This window comes from Chelatococcus sp. GCM10030263 (assembly GCF_042666455.1).
GTDB lineage: Bacteria > Pseudomonadota > Alphaproteobacteria > Rhizobiales > Beijerinckiaceae > Chelatococcus.
In genome coordinates, this window is the sequence record NZ_JBHTDB010000016.1 from 372,786 (window position 1) to 393,076 (window position 20,291).

Consider the following 20,291-nt stretch of genomic DNA (forward strand, 5'->3'; position numbering starts at 1 on the left):
GCGGATCAGGTCACCTCGAACCAGGCTGCGAGCCCGGCGCCGAGGCGGTCGAGGATGCTCGAGCCGATCATCCACTTGCCTGGCGCTTCCGCCACGAAGGCAACGCGCACCGTGCGGCCGATCGGCACCGCAATGGTGTCGACCCAGTAGGGCTCCCAGCCGTCGTCCAGGGCATGCAGAAGCCGGGCTGAATGGCCATGAAGATGCATGGCCTGCAGCTGCGCGGTCCGGTTGGTGAGGCTCAGCACCACGGGCCGCCCCTGCTTGACTGTCAGCAGGGGCTTGGCGGCATCGGGCCAGGCGATGCCGTTCACCTGCCACAGGCGGCTCGAATCGGCGGCGGACGCGCCGCCTGGGCCGGGAGCGGCCGGATCGAGGCCGCCGGTCAGAACGAGGTCGGCGCGGACGGCGGCGGCGAGATCGATGGCCTGCGGAAGACTGTTGTCGGGGAGGACCGGCACCGGTGACCCGGCAAGAGGCGAGGAGGCGCCTTCGGTCGCAACGGCCAAAAGCGGAAATCCCTGCCCGAGGGCCGCGACGACGGCGGCGGATGCACCGGCCGTGGTAGGGCAGCGGACCATGAGGTCGCAGCGGCTGCCGGGCAGCATCGCCAAGCGGTCTCCGGCGGGCGCGAAGGGGTCGGCCGGTTGGCCGTCGATGGCGACCACCTGGACGGCAAGGCCCTCGAAACGCAAGGTCACCGGCCGCGCATTGGTGGCATTGAGGAGGCGCAGCCGCAGCTGCGCCCCTGGCGCGACCGTCAACTTTTCAGGCGCAGCGGCGCTGTTGACGGTGAGCCAATTGCCGAGGCGGCCGGCGAGCCCACCCTCTTCACGCGTGCCGAAACCGGGGCGCAATTGGTTGTTGTCGTCGAGTGCCCAGTCGTCGATCACCATGACGAGATCCGCGTCGACCGCAGGTGGCTCGTCCTCCTCGATGATCAGGAGCCCGGAGAGTCCCCGCTCGGTCTGTTCCGCCGCGTGCGCCGGCACCAAGGGCCGGTACCAGAAGGTGCCGGCATCCCGAGGCGTGAAGCGAATCTCTTGCGTGGCACCAGGCGCGACCGGCTGTTGGGTCAGCCCGCCGACCCCGTCGCGCGCATTGGCGATACGCAGGCCGTGCCAATGCAGGCTCGTCGGTTGGGCGAGGCCGTTCTCGAGATGGACGGCGAGCTCGGAGCCACGGCGCAGGCGCAGGATCGGGCCCGGAGACATCTCCTCGAAGCACCAGAGCCCCGTCGCGGCGCCCGCCTTCAGCGGCCACGCCTGGGGCGCGGCGCGCAGCCTGACCGGGGATGCCCCGCCCTTTGGACGAGGTCCGGGCTGGTCGTCGGCAGCGTCCGGCCGGGCGCGCGCCTCAGCCGCCGCGTTCTGGGCCAGGGCCAAGATCGTGACGGCGAGGCCGGTGCAGAACGCGCGCCGGCCGAGCCTCGGCGATAGGTCAAGGGCAGGGGAGCCTTGATGGGAGGCGGGCGATCTGGTGCGCATGAGACGCTTTCGGTCGAGAATTCGGCCATGATGGCCGATGGGAGGGCCGTTGGACGGGGAGAAGGGAACGTGTCAGTGATAATGCACGTGAAATTGCTCGCATTCTCCCTGTTTCCGCATTGAACAGGGGCAAATCCGCTGGCGAGGAAGGCCGCTCGTCGCCCGCTACCGTCATTTTTTTGCTGCATCCCCCTGCCGTCATGATATAGAGCCGCGTCCCGAAGGGGCAGGCGTGTTGCGGGCCCTGCGCGGGCGTGGCGGAACTGGTAGACGCGCTGGATTTAGGTTCCAGTGACGAAAGTCGTGGGGGTTCGAGCCCCTCCGCCCGCACCATCGCCGCGAGGGGACCCGTAGCAGCGTCACCCCCGAGGCATCATCAGAAGCACACGAAGTCGAGAAGCTGTATCATGCAGGCGACGCAAACCCTGTCCGAGGGCCTGAAACGCGAGTTCAAGGTGGTGGTTCCGGCCGCCGAGCTGGAAACCAAACTGACGGGCGAACTCACCGGCCTCAAAGACCGGGTGCGCATCAACGGCTTCCGTCCCGGCAAGGTTCCGCTCACGCATCTGCGCCGGCTCTACGGCCGCGCGGTGATGGCCGACGTTCTGCAGAACACCGTGAACGAGGCGAACCGCAAGATCGTCGAGGAGCATTCGCTGAAGCTCGCCAACGAGCCTCAGGTCAAGCTCTCCGAGGACCAGGGCGAGGTCGAGGCGGTGATGAACGCCAAGGCGGATCTCTCCTATACGGTCGAGCTCGAGGTCCTGCCGGTCTTTCAGCTCAAGGACCTGTCCGACATCACGGTGACCCGCGAGACGGCAGAGGTCAGCGACGCTGAGGTGGACGAAGCGCTCTCCCGGATGGCCCGTCAAAATCGTGGCTTCAATCCGAAGGCAGAGAGCGAAGGCGCGGCGACAGGCGACCGCCTGACGATCGACTTCGTTGGCACGATCGACGGTGAGGCCTTCGAGGGCGGCTCGAGCGAAGGCGTCCAGGTCGAGATCGGCTCCGGCAATTTCATTCCCGGCTTCGAGGAACAGCTCGTCGGCGCCAAGGCGGGCGACCAGAAGACGGTGACGGCGACCTTCCCGGAGGAATATCCGGCGCAGCATCTCGCCGGCAAGACGGCGAGTTTCGACGTGACCGTCAAGGAAGTGGCCGCGCCTGCCGAGGTGACCGTCGACGACGAGTTCGCCAAGGGATTCGGCATGGAATCCCTCGACAAGCTGAAGGAGGCGGTACGCGCCACCATCGAGCGCGATTTCACGGCACAGACGCGGCGCAAGGTGAAGAAGGCGCTTCTCGACGCGCTCGACGAAAAATACGGCTTCGATCTGCCGCCGAGCCTGGTCGAACAGGAATTCGCCGGCATCTGGAATCAGGTCGAGACCGACATGAAGCAGGCCGGCCGCAGCTTTGCCGACGAGGACACCACCGAGGAGGACGCCCGGGCCGAGTATCGCAAGATCGCCGAGCGGCGGGTGCGTCTCGGGCTGGTGCTTGCGGAGGTCGGTGAGCAGGCCAATATAAAGGTGGCGGACGACGAGGTCACCCAGGCCGTCGTCGAACGCGCCCGCCAGTTCCCCGGCCAGGAAAAGATGGTTTGGGACTACTACCGCAAGAACCCCCAGGCACTCGCCGAGGTGAGAGCTCCGCTCTTCGAGGAGAAGGTGGTCGACCACGTCCTGTCCCAGGTCAAGGTCGAGGACAAGGTCGTCTCGAAAGAGGCCCTGTTCGCCGATGATGCCGCGGACGAGGCGGAGGGCGGAAAGGCCACGAAGCGGACGGCGGCCCCAAAAAAGGCGAGCCGGTCGAAGAAGAAGGACGACGCCTGAGGCCTCATCGATGCGGCTCCACCGAAAAAGGAGCCGCAGCGCCGCCGGCGACGACGAGCTGTTAATGATCCCCGGGGGATGATCCGGGTGATCGAGGAGACTGAGCTGTCATGCGGGATCCGCTAGAGGTCTACAACAACACCCTTGTACCGATGGTCGTGGAGCAGTCGAACCGCGGCGAGCGGGCCTTCGACATCTACTCGCGGCTGCTGCGCGAGCGCATCATCTTTCTGACGGGTCCGGTCGAGGATTACACCGCGTCGCTGATCGTCGCCCAGCTCCTCTTCCTCGAGGCGGATAATCCGAAGAAGGAGATTTCCTTCTATATCAACTCGCCGGGTGGCGTGGTGACGTCGGGCCTGTCCATTTATGACACCATGCAGTTCATCCGCTGTCCCGTTTCGACGCTTTGCGTCGGGCAGGCCGCCTCAATGGGCTCCCTGCTGCTCTCCGCCGGCGAGCCCGGACAGCGCTTTGCGCTGCCGAATGCGCGCATCATGGTCCACCAGCCCTCGGGCGGCTTCCAGGGCCAGGCGACGGATATCCTGATTCATGCCCGGGAAATCGAGGCGCTGAAGCGTCGCCTCAATGAAATCTATGTGAAGCATACGGGCCGCGCGATGGACGTGATCGAGCAGGCACTCGAGCGCGACAATTTCATGACCGCCGAGGCGGCACGCGAATTCGGCATTATCGATCAAGTGCTTTCCAAACGCGCAGAGGCGGAAACCTGATGGCCTGCCTGGCGTCGGCGAACGGCGAACAGCCGGCCGGCGCGGGTATGCGTCAAGGTGTCCGGCTGCTATTGATCGCCATGCGGCCTCATGTTTGCATGGCAGAGCGGGGGCCGGCGCAAATCCCCGGGGATGTCATGGATACGGCATTACCTTTTTTTAGACCCGGTCCTATATGAAGGTTTGAAGACGCCGGTGTCCTCAGCGCCGACGGTACAGAGTGGAGACGGACCATGAGCAAGACCGGCGGTAGCGACTCCAAGAGCACGCTCTACTGCTCGTTCTGCGGCAAGAGCCAGCATGAGGTCCGCAAACTGATTGCCGGGCCGACCGTGTTCATCTGCGATGAATGCGTGGAGCTATGCATGGACATCATCCGCGAGGAATCGAAGTCCTCGCTGGTGAAGTCCCGCGACGGAGTGCCGACCCCGAAGGAGATCCGCAAGGTCCTCGACGACTATGTCATCGATCAGGACCATGCCAAAAAGGTGCTCTCGGTCGCCGTGCACAACCACTACAAGCGGTTGGCGCATGCGACGAAGCACAATGACGTCGAGCTTGCCAAGTCCAACATCCTGCTCGTCGGGCCGACCGGCTCGGGCAAGACGCTGCTGGCACAGACGCTGGCGCGCATCCTCGACGTGCCCTTCACGATGGCCGACGCCACCACGCTCACCGAGGCAGGCTATGTCGGCGAGGACGTCGAGAACATCATTCTGAAGCTCCTGCAAGCCTCCGACTACAATGTCGAGCGGGCGCAGCGCGGCATCGTCTATATCGACGAGATCGACAAGATCTCGCGGAAATCGGACAATCCCTCGATTACGCGCGACGTGTCGGGTGAGGGCGTGCAGCAGGCTCTCCTGAAGATCATGGAGGGCACGGTTGCGAGCGTGCCGCCCCAGGGTGGGCGCAAGCATCCCCAGCAGGAGTTCCTGCAGGTCGACACCACCAACATCCTGTTCATCTGTGGTGGTGCCTTCGCCGGCCTCGAGCGCATCATCATGGGCCGCGGCAAAGGCACGTCGATCGGCTTCGGTGCCAAGGTTCAGTCTCCCGAGGACCGGCGCACGGGCGAGGTGTTCCGCGAGGTGGAGCCCGAGGATCTGTTGAAGTTCGGCCTCATCCCCGAGTTCGTGGGCCGCTTGCCGGTGATCGCGACGCTCGAGGACCTCGACGAGAACGCCCTCAAGCGGATTCTCCAGGAACCGAAGAACGCGCTTGTGAAGCAGTACCAGCGCCTCTTCGACATGGAGGAGACGCAGCTCACCTTCCATGACGACGCGCTCACGCTGATCGCCCGCAAGGCGATCGAGCGCAAGACCGGCGCGCGCGGGCTGCGCTCGATCATGGAGGGCATCCTGCTCGACACCATGTACGAGCTGCCCGGCCTCGAAGGGGTCGAGCAGATCGTCATCGGGCCCGAGGTGGTCGAAGGAAAAGCACGACCGCTCTTCATCTATGCCGATCGCGCGGCCGAGACGAGCGCGAGCGCGTGATCGCCGGATCCGGAATGTCTCTGCTTTCCCCGAGAGGTGTTCCGGATTGCGTCCGCTCCATGCAGAGGACGCAAAGCTGGTCGACGTTTCAGGCACTTAGGTTGAAACGTCGGTACCGGATCTCCAAGTTCTGCGGGACGCTGACATTCCGGCATGCTCATTGCGAGGTGATCGGATAGCGGGCTGGAAGCAGCCATTTCGATGGTGAGCGCTTCCGGCGGTCCGCCCGCGGACCAGCCTTGTTCGGAGGCTGCGGGCGCAACACGAAGGACAAGTGGGCAATGACCACAACGAAGCCCCGTCAGACGGCAGTTCCCGGCACGGTCGGTACCTATCCCGTCCTGCCCCTGCGTGACATCGTCGTCTTTCCGCACATGATCGTGCCGCTGTTCGTTGGGCGCGAGAAGTCGATCCGGGCGCTGGAGGAGGTCGTCAAGAGCGATCGCCACATCCTTCTGGCCACCCAGATGAATGCGGCCGACGATGATCCGGCGACAGACGCCATCTACACCATCGGGACCATCGCGAGCGTGCTGCAGCTTTTGAAGCTGCCGGACGGAACCGTGAAGGTGCTGGTGGAGGGTACCGGCCGCGCCAAGATTGGCGCCTATAGCCGTACCGAGGATTTCTACGAGGCCGAGGCCGAGGTCCTGGCCGAGCAGGTCGGCAGCAAGGTCGAGACCGAGGCGCTGGCGCGCTCGGTGCTGGCCGAGTTCGAAAATTATGTGAAGCTCAACAAGAAGGTCTCGCCGGAGGTCGTCTCCGCGGTCACGCAGATCGAGGATCCCTCGAAGCTGGCGGACACGGTGGCTTCGCATCTGGCGGTCAAGATCGCCGATAAGCAGGCGATCCTGGAGACCACCGTCATCGCAGAGCGGCTGGAGAAGGCGCTCGGGCTGATGGAGAGCGAGATCTCGGTCCTTCAGGTCGAGAAGCGCATCCGTACGCGCGTCAAGCGCCAGATGGAGAAGACCCAGCGCGAATACTACCTGAATGAGCAGATGAAGGCCATTCAGAAGGAACTCGGCGACGAGGACGGCCGCGACGAGCTGGCCGAACTCGAGGAGAAGATCGAGAAGACGAAATTCACCAAGGAAGCCCGTGAAAAGGCGCTCGGCGAGCTGAAGAAGCTGCGTCAGATGTCGCCCATGTCCGCGGAAGCGACCGTGGTGCGCAACTATCTCGATTGGATGTTGGGCATCCCCTGGGGCAAGCGGTCCAAGATCAAGAAGGACCTGAACCTCGCCCAGAACATTCTCGACGCCGATCACCACGGGCTCGAGAAGGTCAAGGACCGGATCGTCGAATATCTCGCCGTCCAGCAGCGGGCCAACAAGCTCACGGGTCCTATCCTGTGCCTCGTCGGACCTCCCGGCGTCGGCAAGACCTCGCTCGGCAAGTCGCTCGCCAAGGCGACGGGGCGCGAGTTCGTGCGCATGTCGCTCGGCGGCGTGCGCGATGAGGCCGAAATCCGCGGCCATCGGCGCACCTATATCGGCTCGATGCCCGGTAAGATCATCCAGTCGATGCGCAAGGCCAAGACGTCCAACCCGCTCATCCTGCTCGACGAGATCGACAAGATGGGCATGGACTTCCGCGGCGATCCGTCGGCAGCCCTCCTCGAGGTGCTGGACCCCGAGCAGAACAACGCCTTCAACGACCATTACCTCGAGGTCGACTATGACCTGTCGAACGTGATGTTCGTGACGACGGCGAACACGCTCAACATCCCGCCCGCGCTTCTCGACCGCATGGAGGTGATCCGTATCGCCGGCTATACGGAAGAGGAGAAGGTCGAGATCGCCAGGAAGCACCTCATTCCGGGTGCCGTGCGCAAGCATGGGCTGAACGACAAGGAATGGTCGATCGACGACGGCGGCCTCACCACGCTCATCCGGCGCTATACGCGGGAGGCGGGCGTCCGCAACCTCGAGCGCGAGATCGCCAATCTCATCCGCAAGGCGGTCAAGGAAATCGTGCTCACCAAGCGCAAGAGCGTCGAGGTGACGGCCGATACCATCGCCGACTATCTCGGCGTGCCGAAATATCGCTACGGCGAGGTGGAGGCCGAGGACCAGGTGGGTGTCGTCACCGGCCTCGCCTGGACGGAGGTGGGCGGCGAACTCCTGACCATCGAAGGCATCATGATGCCTGGCAAGGGCAAGATGACCGTCACCGGCAACCTGCGCGAGGTGATGAAGGAGTCGATCTCGGCCGCCGCCTCCTACGTGCGGTCACGTGCGGTCGATTTCGGCCTGGAGCCGCCGCTGTTCGAGCGTCGGGACATCCACGTCCACGTGCCGGAGGGGGCGACCCCGAAGGACGGGCCGTCAGCCGGCATCGCCATGGCAACGGCCATCGTCTCGACGCTCACGGGCATTCCGGTGCGGCGCGATGTGGCCATGACGGGCGAGGTCACGCTCAGGGGTAGGGTGCTGCCGATCGGCGGCCTCAAGGAGAAGCTCCTGGCGGCTCTGCGCGGCGGCATGAAGAAGGTTCTCGTCCCCGAGGAGAACGCCAAGGATCTGGCGGATCTTCCCGAGAGCGTGAAGAACGGCCTTGAGATCGTGCCCGTGGGGCGGATGGAACAGGTGCTGCAGCAGGCCCTGGTGCGTCAGCCTGAGCCCATTACCTGGGACGAGCCGATCCCCGATCAGGCCCCGAACAAGGCCGTGGACGGCGAATCGAGTACGGTTGTCGCGCATTGAACTGCTGCAAACGGGTGACGTTTGCTGTTGAAAAAGTGCCCTCTGGCGGTTCGCCAGGGGGCTTTTTTCGGTTTGAGGCGTCAGACACGTTGATTTCCTTGGAATTCTGGGCCATCCGGGGTGACACACGCGCCGCCGGCTTTGGCGACGACGCGTGTCTCGCGCGGCGCGCAGGAACAACAACGCGCCTGCACAACGCAGGTTAGGAGGTTTGAAATGAACAAGGGTGATCTTGTTTCCGCAGTGGCTGAAAAGGCTAGCTTGACGAAGGTTCAGGCCACGGAAGCCATCGACGCCGCCATCGACGCCATCACCAGCGCCCTGAAGTCGGGCGAGGAAGTCAAGCTGGTCGGCTTCGGCACCTTTGGGGTGGCCGATCGTGCCGCCGGCACCGCGCGCAATCCGCGGACCGGCGAGACGATCAAAGTGCCTGCTTCCAAGACGCCGAAGTTCAAGGCCGGCGCCGGCCTGAAGGAAGCCGTCAACGGCAAGTGAATACCCCTGCGATCGAGCGTCTCGGTCGGAGCGGATCCGTGAGGGGCTGGCGTTGGCGCGACGTGCCCAAGCTGGCCTCCTTCTCGGCCATAGGTTCCAGTAGGATCCAGCCCCTCGCGTAAACCCCCAGGCACGATGTCGCCAGCGGCATGCCCGCACCGGAAAAGCAGGTCGTGATCTGCTTTGCCGTTGAGGGCATGCCTCGGCATCCCATATGTTCCCTTCCGGTGCATCCCTGCGCAGCGCGACAGGCGCCGAAGGGCTTGCGCCGACGGCTGACGGTCCGCTAAATCGGAGGGGAGGGGCGGTTAGCTCAGTTGGTAGAGCATCTCGCTTACACCGAGAATGTCGGCGGTTCGAGCCCGTCACCGCCCACCATCATTTAAAGCCGTCCAGATCGCCGACGGCTCTTCCGCTTCCGCGCTGTTTGTGTTGAGATGCGGGACCAATATCATCTGCCACATTGGCGCCCGAATTGCGGAGCGCAAGTCCGGGGAACCGGCGAGCCGCTCCCGCATGGGTCCGGTCGCGTCTGCTGCCAGCATTGAATGGTAGTTTTGCGTGGGCGCCTAGTGTTTATTGCCGCTACCACGGTACAGCAAACAACCAACAATGAATTTGCTGCCACTGCATGGCGAGAAAGATCTGGTCTTTATGGGCCGATATTGCACGCGGAGTGTGCGTTCAGTATTTTGACAGCCCAACAGCTATTTTATGGCGAGAAGGTGGGAACTCTATTGTCGCTTCTGCGTTAGGCCTTCGTAAGCGCTTCGACGAAGCTTGAAGGGAGCCTCTCATGCAGCACCGGGTAAGGTCGGCCTCCAGCCGGGACTGTGACATTGTGCTCGCATCCCATTTAGCGGAACTCGAAGAGCTCATGCAGGAGTTTCGACCAGCGGTCCCGCATGCCATCGAGGTGCTCAACCATCTTCAGCCCTTTGCCGCGGATGACGAGCGCGCAAAGTCGCTCAAGGACCTGTTGGCTTTCTTCATCGAGAAGAGAGCGGAACCGGATTTTTCGCCGTCGCTCGATTGCCGCTTTCCCTTCTTCTGGGGCCGTTTCGTGAAAGCTTGGATTGCCCGGCGATCAGGGGCGGCCAAAAAGAAGGTGCGGGACGTCACAGAGGTGTTTTCACCAAATCGTGTTGAGAGCGTCGAGGTCCACTGACCTCCGCGGGGCCGTTCGGCTTCTTCACCTGCCCGTTTATCAAACTTAGCCAGTCGACAATCGAGATGTGACACGGTTCTATATCCCGGCAGCTCGGGAAGAATGATGTCACTGGTCAAGGCGTCTCATGGCCCTCGTACCTGGCTCGTGAGCTTCGTTACGCTCGCGGTTGTGGCGGGGCTCGGGTTATGGACAGCTTTTGTCTGGCAGAGCTATCGCACATCCCTGAACAAGGCCCGCAATAACATAGGCTTTGCCTCCTGGCTCGCCGAGGAGCACGTGCGCGGCGCGGTGCGCGGCATCGATGTGATCCTGCAGGGCGTCGTCGACGAGGTCGAGAGCGGCGGGCTGCAGACGGCCATTTCTGACGAGAAGGTTCGTACACGGCTCAAACATGGCGCCCAGACGCTGCCGCATCTCGGTGACATCCTCATCTTCGACGAATCGGGCGCTTTGACCTTTTCGACTTCCGTGCTGCCGCCTCAGACGACGATTGCCGACAGTGCGGTGCTCCGCGCCCTTCGAGACGAGGGACGAACTCTCTTTCTGACCTCCTGGAAGAGCCCCGGGACCGGCCAATTTTTGGTTGGCGTCGGCCGTCGTCTGGCACTGGGCGGCGCCTTTCAGGGCGTCGTTCTCGGAGCTCTCGATTTCAGCTTTTTCCAGCGCTTCGTCGAAAGCCTCGGCCTGCCTCCGGGCAGCGCCGTGGCGGTTTACAGCTCCGATGCGCGCCTGATCCTCCGGCAGCCAGTGGCCGGCGAGGATCTTGCCGAGAGTTACGGGCATCTGTCGTTGTTTTCGCAGCAGGACGGCGTGAAGGGGCTCGCGGGGCTCTATGAGGACACCGATCCGCAGACGGGGAGGGAGGAGATCTACGCTTATCGGCGGCTGCCGGAGCTGCCGCTGATCGTGCAGGTCAGCACGCCGAAGGCTGCCAATCTGAAGGACTGGTGGTTCTTCGTCTATGCAAGCAGCGGTTTTGCTGTCGGCGGGCTCGGTATCACGCTCCTTCTCACCGGTGCCGCCGTGCGCAGCATCAAGCTCCTGGAGGAGGCGAGGGCGCGGGAGGCCGCGACCAATGTGTCACTTGCGGCGACGGTGGCCCAGCAGGACATGCTCTTCCGCGAGATGCACCATCGCACCAAGAACAATCTGCAGATGATCGCGAGCCTGGTCGCCCTTCAGGCGCGACGGGAGCCTGATCCGGCCGTGCGTCAGAGGCTGCAGGAAACCATAGGGCGGGTCACCTCGATGGCCGCTATCCACCAGCAGATGCAGGGCAGCGACAATCTTACCGGGGCTGATTGCTCCGCCTATCTGGCGGCCGTCTGCGATTCCCTGCGCCTGACGGCCGACCGCGACACCATCGTGATCGAAACGGCGCTCGAGCCCGTGCGCTGTTCGATGGCCGATGCCGTCGCTCTCGGTCAGATCGTCAACGAAGCCGTGACCAACGCGCTAAAACATGCCTTCTCGGATGGACGGGCAGGGCGAGTCGAGGTTTCCTTGCGCCACCGGCCGAACGGGCGGCTCGTGCTGACCGTCTCGGACAACGGGGTGGGCATGCCCGCCGGCGCTCCCGACAGCAACAGCCTCGGTCTGCTCGTCATACGCTCAATGGTGCTCAAGCTCGAAGCGGAACTCGACTGGCGCAGTTCCAGCGCAGGCACCGCACTCGAGGTGGTGCTGCCGGCAAACACGGAAGAACCCACCTCCGCGATTACCGACGCCGCCAAGGCTGCCTCTCAGAGTCCCCAATAAGGGTTCACGCCGTAATAGTCGTGCAAGCGCTGCTCATAGGCCCGGTCACCCCATTCGGGCTTCGTCTCGGCCTCGTAGCGAGGTGCGCCTTCGAGCTGCTCCCGGCTGAGATTGACGACATACCCACCCTTGTCGACGTCATAGGTCAGGGTCGACCATGGCAAGGGGTGATGCTGCTCGCCCATGCCCAGAAAGCCGCCGAAGGACATGACGGCATAGGCGACGCGTCCGCTGACCTTGTCGATCATGATGTCGGCGATCTCGCCGAGATGCTCGCCCGCCGCATTATAGACTTTGGTGCCGGCCACCTTGTCGGAGCCGATGAGGGTTGTTGTTTCCTGCTCGTGGTCCATTGCTGCCTCCCGTAAAGCTGTAGATACAATGAGCGATTGGCGTGGGTGGTTCCGCAATCGCGGCCGGGTGCCACCTGAGTTCCAGATTTGTAGTTCCATAATGCGCCTTATGCGAACCACGTCCGCGCAAACGGTAGCGCCCAAGCCGGACCACCACGCCGCCTCATCTGGCGATCCCAGCTGATCGACGGTGGCCGTGAGCCCGTGGTCGAAAGGCATTGGTCGGCGAACCCTGCCATGCGATACGAGCCTTTCTCATCGCAACCAGCTGGAGTGCTCTATGGAAGCCTCGCGGGACATCGGCCAGCTCATTTCCATCATGGCCATGCTGCGGACGCCGGGCAGCGGCTGTCCGTGGGACCTCGAACAGACCTTCGCTTCGATCGCGCCCTACACCATCGAGGAGGCTTATGAGGTCGCCGATGCCATTGCGCGCGGCGATATGGTCGACGTCAAAGAGGAGCTGGGCGACCTTCTGCTGCAGGTCGTCTTCCACGCCCGCATGGCGGAGGAAGCCGGCGATTTCTCCTTCGGCGATGTGGTCGAGGCGATAACCAGCAAACTCATCCGCCGCCATCCGCATGTGTTCGGCAATGCCCGCGATCTCGCACCGGACGAGGTCAAGCGCCTGTGGGACACTATCAAGATCGGAGAGAAGGCCGAGCGTCGCCGCAAACGGGTGGAGCAGGGGTTGCCGGAAGAGCAGACCGGCCTGCTGGCCGATATTCCCGGAAACCTCCCTGCCCTCATGCGTGCGGAGAAGCTGCAAGGCAAAGCCGCGAAAGTCGGCTTCGACTGGCCGGAGGCGCGCGAGGTCGTCGCCAAGCTGCGCGAGGAACTCGCCGAGATCGAAGAGGCCTTGGCAGACAAGGACGCAGCGGCTGTTCAGGATGAAATCGGCGATCTGATCTTTGCCGCCGTCAATCTGGCGCGGCATGTGGGCGGCGATGCCGAGGCGGCGTTGCGCGCTACCAATGCCAAGTTCGAGCGCCGCTTCGCCGCAATCGAACGGGCACTTGGCGCTGCCGATCGCAGCCTCGAAGAGGCCACTCTGGACGAAATGGAAGCGCTCTGGCAGCGCGCCAAGGAGGACGAACGGGCAGACTCTGATGCTGGCTAGCGCACCCGCCGCGCCCCGGGACAGCGCCGCAGAAGGCGCGGGGCCTTTTCCTCGGCGAGGCGAACGGCGAGGACGGTCCGGCCTTCCTCGTCGAGGCGCCGGTCGAGCACCTCTGTTTCCTCGTAGAGCCAGTTGAGAACGTCGCCAGCGGTCGGATCGAGGAGCACGCGGTAGGTCTTGCGGTCCTTGGCGACCCGAAGCTCGATGGCGGCGAGGAGGCGATCGAGCCCCTCCCCTGAGGTTGCCGACACGATCACCGGCCTGAGTTCCGGCGGCCGGCGGTCGGCCAGATTGGCAAGGCGCGTGCGTTCGTCCGGGCTGAGCAGATCGGCCTTGTTCCAAACCTCGATCAGCCTGTGGCCGTCGGCGGGATCGATGCCGAGGTCCCGCAGAATGCCCTGCACGTCGCTCGCCTGGGCCTCGGTATCGCCATGGGAGACGTCCCGCACATGGAGCAGCACATCCGCCTCGATGACGTCCTCCAGGGTGGCGCGGAAGGCGGCCACCAGCATCGTCGGCAGGTCGGAGATGAAGCCGACCGTATCGGACAGGATGGCCTTCGCCCCATGCGGCAGCGCAATGGCCCGGGCGGTCGGGTCGAGCGTGGCGAACAGAAGGTCCTCCGCCCTCACCTCGGCTGCCGTGAGCCGGTTGAACAGCGTCGATTTGCCGGCATTAGTATAGCCGACGAGCGCGATGATCGGATAGGGCACGCGCCGGCGGCTTTCGCGGTGGAGCGAGCGTGTGCGCTTGACCTGACCGAGATCGCGCTCGATCCGGGTCATGCGCTCCTGAATCAGCCGCCGATCCGTTTCGATCTGCGTCTCGCCGGGGCCGCCGAGGAAGCCGAAGCCGCCCCGCTGCCGCTCCAGATGGGTCCAGGACCGGACCAGCCGGCTCTTCTGATAGGTGAGATGGGCGAGTTCCACCTGCAGCGCGCCTTCGCGCGTGCGCGCCCGGCGGCCGAAGATTTCGAGGATCAGCCCCGTCCGATCGATCACCTTCGCGCCCCAGGCACGTTCCAGGTTGCGCTGCTGAACGGGCGAGAGGGCGCAATCCATGACGACGAGAGCGATTTCTTCGGCCTTGATGACGCCCGCGAGCTCCTCGACCTTGCCGGATCCGAGATAGGTTGCAGGCCGGATTGCCGCGAGGGTCAGATTGATCGCCTGGACGATGATCAGATCGATGGCGCGGGCGAGGCCGACCGCCTCGTCGAGCCTCGCGAGCGGGTCCCGCACCGCGCCGGCCGCTTCATGTCCACTCCCTGCCCTCGTTACATAAGGGCCGATCACGAGGGCGCGCGTCCCCGTCCGCATATCCACATCGGAAGGGGGCGCCGTCGGTGAGAGCTTGTCTTTACGCGTATCCGGTTTCGTCAACTCAGGCCTTTTCTGCCGGGCCATTCTCGTCGGCGGGGGGCTCGAACAGCTGGATCGGATGCCCGGGCATTATGGTAGATATGGCGTGCTTGTAGACGAGCTGCGAGTGCCCATCGCGGCGCAGCAATACACAAAAATTATCAAACCATGTAACGACGCCCTGCAGCTTCACGCCATTGACCAGGAAGATCGTGAGCGGAACCTTGTTCTTCCGCAAATGGTTGAGAAAAGTGTCCTGAAGGTTTTGCGTGCGTTCGCCCGCCATTTTGTTGAGCCTTTTTTCTTCGCCGTACGCCCGTCGGTCCTTGTTGACCGTACGGCATGATGTTGTTCCACGAGCCGCGCAACACGGCACGGGATGGTAGCGGACCGAGACAGGTCATTACAAAGCGAGAAACGCCTTCGGCGCAAGGGGTCATCACCCCTTGCGGCATTTTCGGAATGGCTGACGCGCGTCGTCATTCGCCCACTGCATTCCAAGGTGCTCCGGTCGACAGCTGGGCTGATCACCCGATGCCGAGCGACTTGAGCTTACGGTGCAAGGCCGAGCGCTCCATGCCGATGAATTCGGCGGTTCGCGAGATGTTTCCGGAGAATCGGCTGATCTGCGCCACGAGATATTCCCGCTCGAAGATCTCTCTCGCGTCGCGCAGCGGCAGGCTCATCAGCTTCTCCCCCCCGCTTCCCGCAGGCGTCGTAGGCACGAGCGCGCCGATTTCGGCCGGCAGCATCTCGGCCGTGACCGGGGCGTCCGGGTCGCCGCCGGAGAGGATCATGAGGCGCTCGACATTGTTGCGCAGCTGGCGGACGTTGCCCGGCCAGTCGTGCGACTGCAGCACCGCCATCGCATCCTCGGCGATGACCCGCTTGGCGAGACCGGTCGCGACCGAAATCTGCTCCATGAAGAAGGTAATGAGCTCCGGTACATCCTCGCGCCGTTCTGCGAGCGAGGGAACCCTCACCGGGACGACGCTGAGCCGGTGAAACAGATCTTCGCGGAACCGGCCATCTCCGATCTCAGTCGTCAAATCCCGGCTCGTCGAGGAAACGATGCGTACATCGACATGGACGCGCGTCGTGCCGCCGACGCGTTGGAAGTTCTGGTCGACGAGCACCCGCAGAATGCGGCTCTGCGTTTCGCGCGGCATGTCACCGACCTCGTCGATGTAGAGCGTGCCGCCGTGGGCTTCCTCGAGCGCGCCGGTGCGGCGTCCGCGGCCGTCCATGGCCTCGGTGCCGAAGAGCTCGCTTTCCATGTTTTCCGGCGTAATCGCTGCGGCATTGATGACCACGAAGGGGCCGCTGGCGCGCTGGGACTGGGCATGGAGGGTGCGCGCTGCGAGTTCCTTGCCGGATCCCGAAGGCCCGCTGATCAGCACGCGGGCATTGGTGGGCCCCACGCGCTCGATGGTTTGCCGCAGCTGGTTGACGACCGGCGAACGACCGACGATGCGGCTTGCCTGACCCGAGCGGGTTCGCAGTTCCCTCACCTCCCGCTTCAACCGAGAGGCCTCGAGCGCCCGTTCGGCAACCAGCACCAGCCGGTCGGCCTTGAAGGGCTTCTCGATGAAGTCATAGGCGCCGCGTTTGATGGCCGAAACGGCGGTTTCGATATTGCCGTGGCCGGAGATCATCACCACCGGCAGTTCGGGGTGCTGCTCCTTGATGACGTCGAGCACCTGCAGGCCGTCGAGACGGCTGCCCTGGAGCCAGATGTCGAGAAAAACGAGATGCGGCCTACGCGCTTCGACGGCGGCCAGTGCCTCGTCCGAACTGCCGGCGGTCCGGGTGCGATGACCTTCGTCGTCCAGTATGCCGCCAACGAGTTCACGAATATCCGCTTCGTCGTCGACGATGAGGATGTCGGCGCTCATCCGTGTGCCCTTTGTCTGATGTCGTCCTTGTCCGCAGCCGCAACGTCACCATTCCCCGCAACGTCACCATTCCCCGCTTTGGGGAACCACATCTTCACGCGTGCGCCCGGCCCTCCCCCGATCGCGTCGGAACGGTCGAGGAGTTCGATGGCGCCGCCGTGGTCTTCGAGGATCTTGCCGACGATGGCGAGGCCGAGCCCGGTGCCCCCCTCGCGCGTCGTCATATAGGGCTCGAGGAGCCGCTGCCGGTGTTCGCTGGGAAAGCCCTTGCCGTTGTCGCTCACCTCGATGACGACGATGTCACCGGGGTCCTGGCGCACGCTCACATGAACACGCCCCTCCCCGCGCTTGTCGGCACCGACCGCCATCACGGCCTCGGTCGCATTCTTGACGATATTGGTGACGGCCTGGGAGATGAGCCGCCGGTCGAAGCGCGCGATGATCGGCGCGTCGGGCAGGTCTTCCTCGAAGGTGATATCGGGAGAGCCGACGCGCATGAGGAAGATCACCTGGCGCACGGCATCGACGACATCCTCCATCGCATGCGTCGGCTTCGGCATGCGGGCGAAAGAGGAAAACTCGTCGACCATCCGTTTGATGTCGTCGACCTGACGCACGATCGTCGCGACGCATTGGTCGAAGACCGTGCGATCCTCGACGATGACCTTGCCGTATTTGCGCCGGATGCGTTCGGCCGACAGCTGGATCGGCGTCAGCGGGTTCTTGATCTCGTGGGCGATACGTCGCGCCACATCGGCCCAGGCGGAGGTCCGCTGCGCGGCGACAAGGCCGGTGATGTCGTCCAGCGTGACGATGAAGCCCTTGTCCTGACCGGCCGCCTGCTCGCTCGTCACGCGCACGTTCAGCGTCCGCTCGCGGCCCTCACGGGTGATGGCGATCTGCCCCTGGGTGAGCACGCGCTGGCGGGCGGAGAGCGCCTCCTGGATGAGCGCGGAGACCTCCGGCAGGGCCGTGCTGATATGTTCGCCGACGAGCGTGCCGCCTTCGGTGCGCAAGAGCGCCTCGGCGGAGGGATTGACGATGGTGATGATGCCGGCCGCATCGGTGCCGATGACGCCAGCCGACACCCCCGCGAGCACGGCCTCGGTGAAGCGCCGTCGCTTGTCGATAAGATCGCTCGCGGCGATCAGCCCGTCATGCTGCTGGCGCAGCTCGCTCGTCATCTTGTTGAAGGTGGCGCCGAGATGGGCGAGGTCGCCTTCAGTGCGCCGGATCGGCACCTGCACATAAAAGTTGCCGCTCGCCACCTGGTCGGTGGCGTGGATCAGGCGCCGCACCGGCGTCACCAACCGGTTGGCGAAGCTCAAGCCGAACCAGATGGCTGACAGGAGAACGATGAACGCGACGAGCGCGAACATGGAAGCGAAGGCGATCTGGATGCCGAGCTTCTTCTCCTCCAGCGCCTGATAATAGGCGACTCCGGTCTCGGCGGCGGCCGGAAATTCGACGGCGCGGGGGTCCACCTGGCGCGCGACATAGAGGACGGTGGGTTCGGGCCAGTCGAGCTTGAGGAGCGAGCGGAACAGATTGCCCGATTTCGGGATCAGGCAGATGGGATCGCTCGAATTCGCATCCTTCAGATCGTCCGCCGTGGGCGGATCGAGATGCGCCGCATTGCGCGATTCGATGCGCTCCAGCACCGTGCCGTCCGCCTGGACGAGCATGGCGTTGGGGAAGCCGAGGAAGACCGACCGCGAGAGCATGAAGTCGTGGAACAGCTTGCGGTCGGCGTTATAGAGCACCTTCGCCCGGTTCAGGTCGGCCGCCATCAGCTCCGTCTCGCGCACCATGTTGCGGCATTGGGTGTCGCGATAAGCGTGGGCGATCTCGACCGTATTGGTGATGAGCGCCTTGAGCGAGCTCGTGAACCACGGGTCGAGGCCGCGTTCCAGCGTGATCGAGGCGACCACGGCGACGAGAATGGCCGGAAAGGCGGCGACGAGGCTGAACAGGGCGACGATGCGGACGTGAAGGCCGGCGGCCGCAGCACCCCGGCGCCGGGCGCGAAACAGGCTGTAGGTTTCCCACAGAATGATGGAAACCAGAAAAAGAACGAGCACCAGATTGATGAAAAGCGCCCAGACCACCACGATGTGCGTGGGCAGAATCGGCGTCATGCCGGCGAGCACGAGAAAGGTTACGAGCGCCGACATCAGCGCCAGAGTAACCGCAATCGTGCCGATGATGCCGGAAACGCGGGAGCCGCGTTCTCTCGATAGATCCGTCGATATGCTCACAAGTGCCGCGCTCGTTGAGTTGCACCGAATCGGGGTGAATCACCCTGCAATAGGTGCGCTCATACAACAGTGTTGTCGAATTGCGACAATCACAAGGCAGCACCGAGTGTGCAGCCCTCAGGCGGCGCCCCACGCCGGGAGACGGGGGTGTCGATAAAGCAACAGCCCCGTCAGCGTGCCGGAGACCGGACAACCGCAAGATCGAGGTCGCGGATCTTCTTGCGCAGGGTATTGCGATTGAGGCCGAGCAGCTCGGCTGCGCGGATCTGGTTGCCGCGGGTGGCGGCGAGTGCCATGCCGATCAGCGGTCCCTCGATCTCGCGAAGGATGCGGTGATAGAGCCCCGGCGGGGGCAAGGCGTCCTTGAAACCGCCGAAGTAGCGGGAGAGGTGGCGCTCGACCGCTGTCGTCAGCGGCTCGTCCTCGCGCATGCCCTCGACGCTCGTCGTGGTGCCGGGTGACGGCTCGAGTTCGGCGTCGATGATCGGGCCGGTGATCGTGTCCTGCGGGTAGAGTGCCGCCAAACGCCGGACCAGGTTTTCCAGTTCGCGCACATTGCCCGGCCAGCGGTAGCGCTTTAGCCGCTCCATGGCGTCGAGATCGACCTGCTTGTGCGACAATCCCTCGCGGGCGACCAGCGTGAAAAAGTGCCGGACGAGATCCGGGATGTCCTCGGCGCGCTCGCGCAGAGGCGGCAGGCGCAAGGGCACCACATTGAGGCGGAAGAACAGGTCCTCGCGGAAAATGCCCTGCTGGATGGAGATGCGCAGGTCTTTGTTGGTCGCGGCGATGATCCGCACATTGGTCTTGATGGGCGTGCGTCCGCCGACCGTCGTATATTCGCCCTGCTGCAGAACCCGCAGAAGCCGCGTCTGGGCCTCCATGGGCATGTCGCCGATCTCGTCGAGGAAAAGGGTTCCGCCTTCCGCCTGTTCGAAGCGGCCGGCGCTGCGCGCCGTCGCGCCGGTGAAGGCCCCCTTCTCGTGACCGAAGAGCTCGGATTCGATGAGATCGCGCGGGATCGCCGCCATATTGATGGCGACGAAGGGGCCGGCACGGCGCTTGCCGTAATCGTGCAGGGCGCGCGCCACCAGTTCCTTGCCGGTGCCCGACTCGCCGGTGATCATGATCGTGAGATCCGTCGGCATCAGGCGTGCGAGCGCCCGGTAGATCTCCTGCATGGCCGGCGAACGGCCGACGAGGGGGATTTCTTCCGCCTCGCCGTTCACGGCCGAGATCGCCGGTCCGCGCGGCCGCGAGAGGGCGCGGGCGACGATGCCGACGAGTTCCTTCAGGTCGAAGGGCTTCGGCAGATATTCATAGGCGCCGCGCTCCGAGGCGCGGATCGCGGTCATGAAGGTGTTCTGCGCGCTCATGACGATGATCGGCAGTTCCGGCCTGAGCTTCTTGATGCGCGGCAGGAGATCGAAGGCATTCTCGTCCGGCATCACCACATCGGTGATGACGAGATCGCCCTCCCCTTGCGCCACCCATCGCCACAGCGTTGCCGCGTGCCCAGTGGACCGGACATCGTAGCCGGCCCGGGCCAGCGCCTGGTTCAGCACCGTGCGGATGGCGGTGTCGTCGTCCGCGACCAGAATGCTGCCTCTCGCCATA

General features: G+C 64.2%; 15 protein-coding genes and 2 tRNA genes. 10 read left to right on the top strand and 7 right to left on the bottom strand.

Annotated features, from left to right (window positions below; all coding sequences use genetic code 11):
• Positions 1-5: 5 nt before the first annotated feature.
• On the bottom strand, positions 6-1,487 hold the full coding sequence (locus ACFQU1_RS24085; protein WP_378137563.1) for a multicopper oxidase family protein: 1,482 nt from the start codon (positions 1,485-1,487) through the stop codon (positions 6-8).
• A gap of 248 nt (positions 1,488-1,735) precedes the next feature.
• Here ACFQU1_RS24085 and ACFQU1_RS24090 point away from each other — a divergent pair.
• The 9 genes from ACFQU1_RS24090 to ACFQU1_RS24130 all read left to right on the top strand — a co-directional run bounded on the left by ACFQU1_RS24090 (position 1,736) and on the right by ACFQU1_RS24130 (position 11,687).
• Positions 1,736-1,820: transfer RNA gene (locus ACFQU1_RS24090), tRNA-Leu, on the top strand.
• A gap of 74 nt (positions 1,821-1,894) precedes the next feature.
• The gene (gene tig, locus ACFQU1_RS24095) at positions 1,895-3,322 is read left to right on the top strand and encodes a trigger factor (RefSeq protein ID WP_378137565.1); all 1,428 of its coding nucleotides are present in this window, start codon (positions 1,895-1,897) and stop codon (positions 3,320-3,322) included.
• A gap of 110 nt (positions 3,323-3,432) precedes the next feature.
• Positions 3,433-4,056 carry an ATP-dependent Clp protease proteolytic subunit gene (locus tag ACFQU1_RS24100; protein WP_378137567.1) on the top strand — a complete coding sequence of 208 codons (624 nt, stop codon included), beginning with the start codon at positions 3,433-3,435 and terminating at the stop codon, positions 4,054-4,056.
• 233 nt (positions 4,057-4,289) lie between these two features.
• The gene (clpX, locus tag ACFQU1_RS24105; RefSeq protein ID WP_378137570.1) at positions 4,290-5,555 is read left to right on the top strand and encodes an ATP-dependent Clp protease ATP-binding subunit ClpX; all 1,266 of its coding nucleotides are present in this window, start codon (positions 4,290-4,292) and stop codon (positions 5,553-5,555) included.
• Positions 5,556-5,836: 281 nt separating this feature from the next.
• Positions 5,837-8,263 carry an endopeptidase La gene (lon, locus tag ACFQU1_RS24110; protein ID WP_378137572.1) on the top strand — a complete coding sequence of 809 codons (2,427 nt, stop codon included), beginning with the start codon at positions 5,837-5,839 and terminating at the stop codon, positions 8,261-8,263.
• A 120-nt stretch (positions 8,264-8,383) separates the two neighbouring features.
• On the top strand, positions 8,384-8,758 hold the full coding sequence (locus ACFQU1_RS24115; RefSeq protein ID WP_378137574.1) for an HU family DNA-binding protein: 375 nt from the start codon (positions 8,384-8,386) through the stop codon (positions 8,756-8,758).
• 302 nt (positions 8,759-9,060) lie between these two features.
• Positions 9,061-9,136: transfer RNA gene (locus ACFQU1_RS24120), tRNA-Val, on the top strand.
• 418 nt (positions 9,137-9,554) lie between these two features.
• A complete protein-coding gene (locus tag ACFQU1_RS24125; RefSeq protein ID WP_378137576.1) occupies positions 9,555-9,926 on the top strand; it encodes a hypothetical protein in 372 nt (123 codons plus the stop codon).
• A gap of 105 nt (positions 9,927-10,031) precedes the next feature.
• The gene (locus ACFQU1_RS24130) at positions 10,032-11,687 is read left to right on the top strand and encodes a sensor histidine kinase (protein ID WP_378137578.1); all 1,656 of its coding nucleotides are present in this window, start codon (positions 10,032-10,034) and stop codon (positions 11,685-11,687) included.
• On the opposite strand, the gene ACFQU1_RS24135 is transcribed toward ACFQU1_RS24130, so the two are convergent.
• On the bottom strand, positions 11,672-12,040 hold the full coding sequence (locus tag ACFQU1_RS24135) for a PRC-barrel domain-containing protein (RefSeq protein WP_378137580.1): 369 nt from the start codon (positions 12,038-12,040) through the stop codon (positions 11,672-11,674). The two genes, ACFQU1_RS24130 and ACFQU1_RS24135, sit on opposite strands and share 16 nt — an antisense overlap.
• A gap of 280 nt (positions 12,041-12,320) precedes the next feature.
• On the opposite strand from ACFQU1_RS24135, the gene mazG reads away from it, so the two are divergent.
• The gene (gene mazG / locus ACFQU1_RS24140; protein ID WP_378137582.1) at positions 12,321-13,160 is read left to right on the top strand and encodes a nucleoside triphosphate pyrophosphohydrolase; all 840 of its coding nucleotides are present in this window, start codon (positions 12,321-12,323) and stop codon (positions 13,158-13,160) included.
• Here mazG and hflX read toward each other — a convergent pair.
• The 5 genes from hflX to ntrC form a co-directional block, all read right to left on the bottom strand.
• On the bottom strand, positions 13,157-14,479 hold the full coding sequence (gene hflX / locus ACFQU1_RS24145) for a GTPase HflX (protein WP_378137584.1): 1,323 nt from the start codon (positions 14,477-14,479) through the stop codon (positions 13,157-13,159). The genes mazG and hflX overlap by 4 nt on opposite strands.
• A gap of 64 nt (positions 14,480-14,543) precedes the next feature.
• Positions 14,544-14,807, bottom strand: coding sequence for an RNA chaperone Hfq (gene hfq, locus ACFQU1_RS24150; protein WP_378137586.1), 264 nt, complete (start codon positions 14,805-14,807; stop codon positions 14,544-14,546).
• Between the two features lie 241 nt (positions 14,808-15,048).
• Entirely contained in the window at positions 15,049-16,416 is a 1,368-nt protein-coding gene (locus tag ACFQU1_RS24155) for a sigma-54-dependent transcriptional regulator (protein WP_378137588.1), read from the bottom strand.
• The gene (locus tag ACFQU1_RS24160) at positions 16,413-18,674 is read right to left on the bottom strand and encodes an ATP-binding protein (RefSeq protein WP_378137590.1); all 2,262 of its coding nucleotides are present in this window, start codon (positions 18,672-18,674) and stop codon (positions 16,413-16,415) included. The genes ACFQU1_RS24155 and ACFQU1_RS24160 overlap by 4 nt, the downstream gene beginning before the upstream one ends.
• Before the next feature lie 170 nt (positions 18,675-18,844).
• Positions 18,845-20,290: a nitrogen regulation protein NR(I) gene (gene ntrC, locus ACFQU1_RS24165; RefSeq protein ID WP_378137592.1), complete on the bottom strand. Its 1,446-nt coding sequence runs from the start codon at positions 20,288-20,290 to the stop codon at positions 18,845-18,847.
• Position 20,291 lies beyond the last annotated feature (1 nt).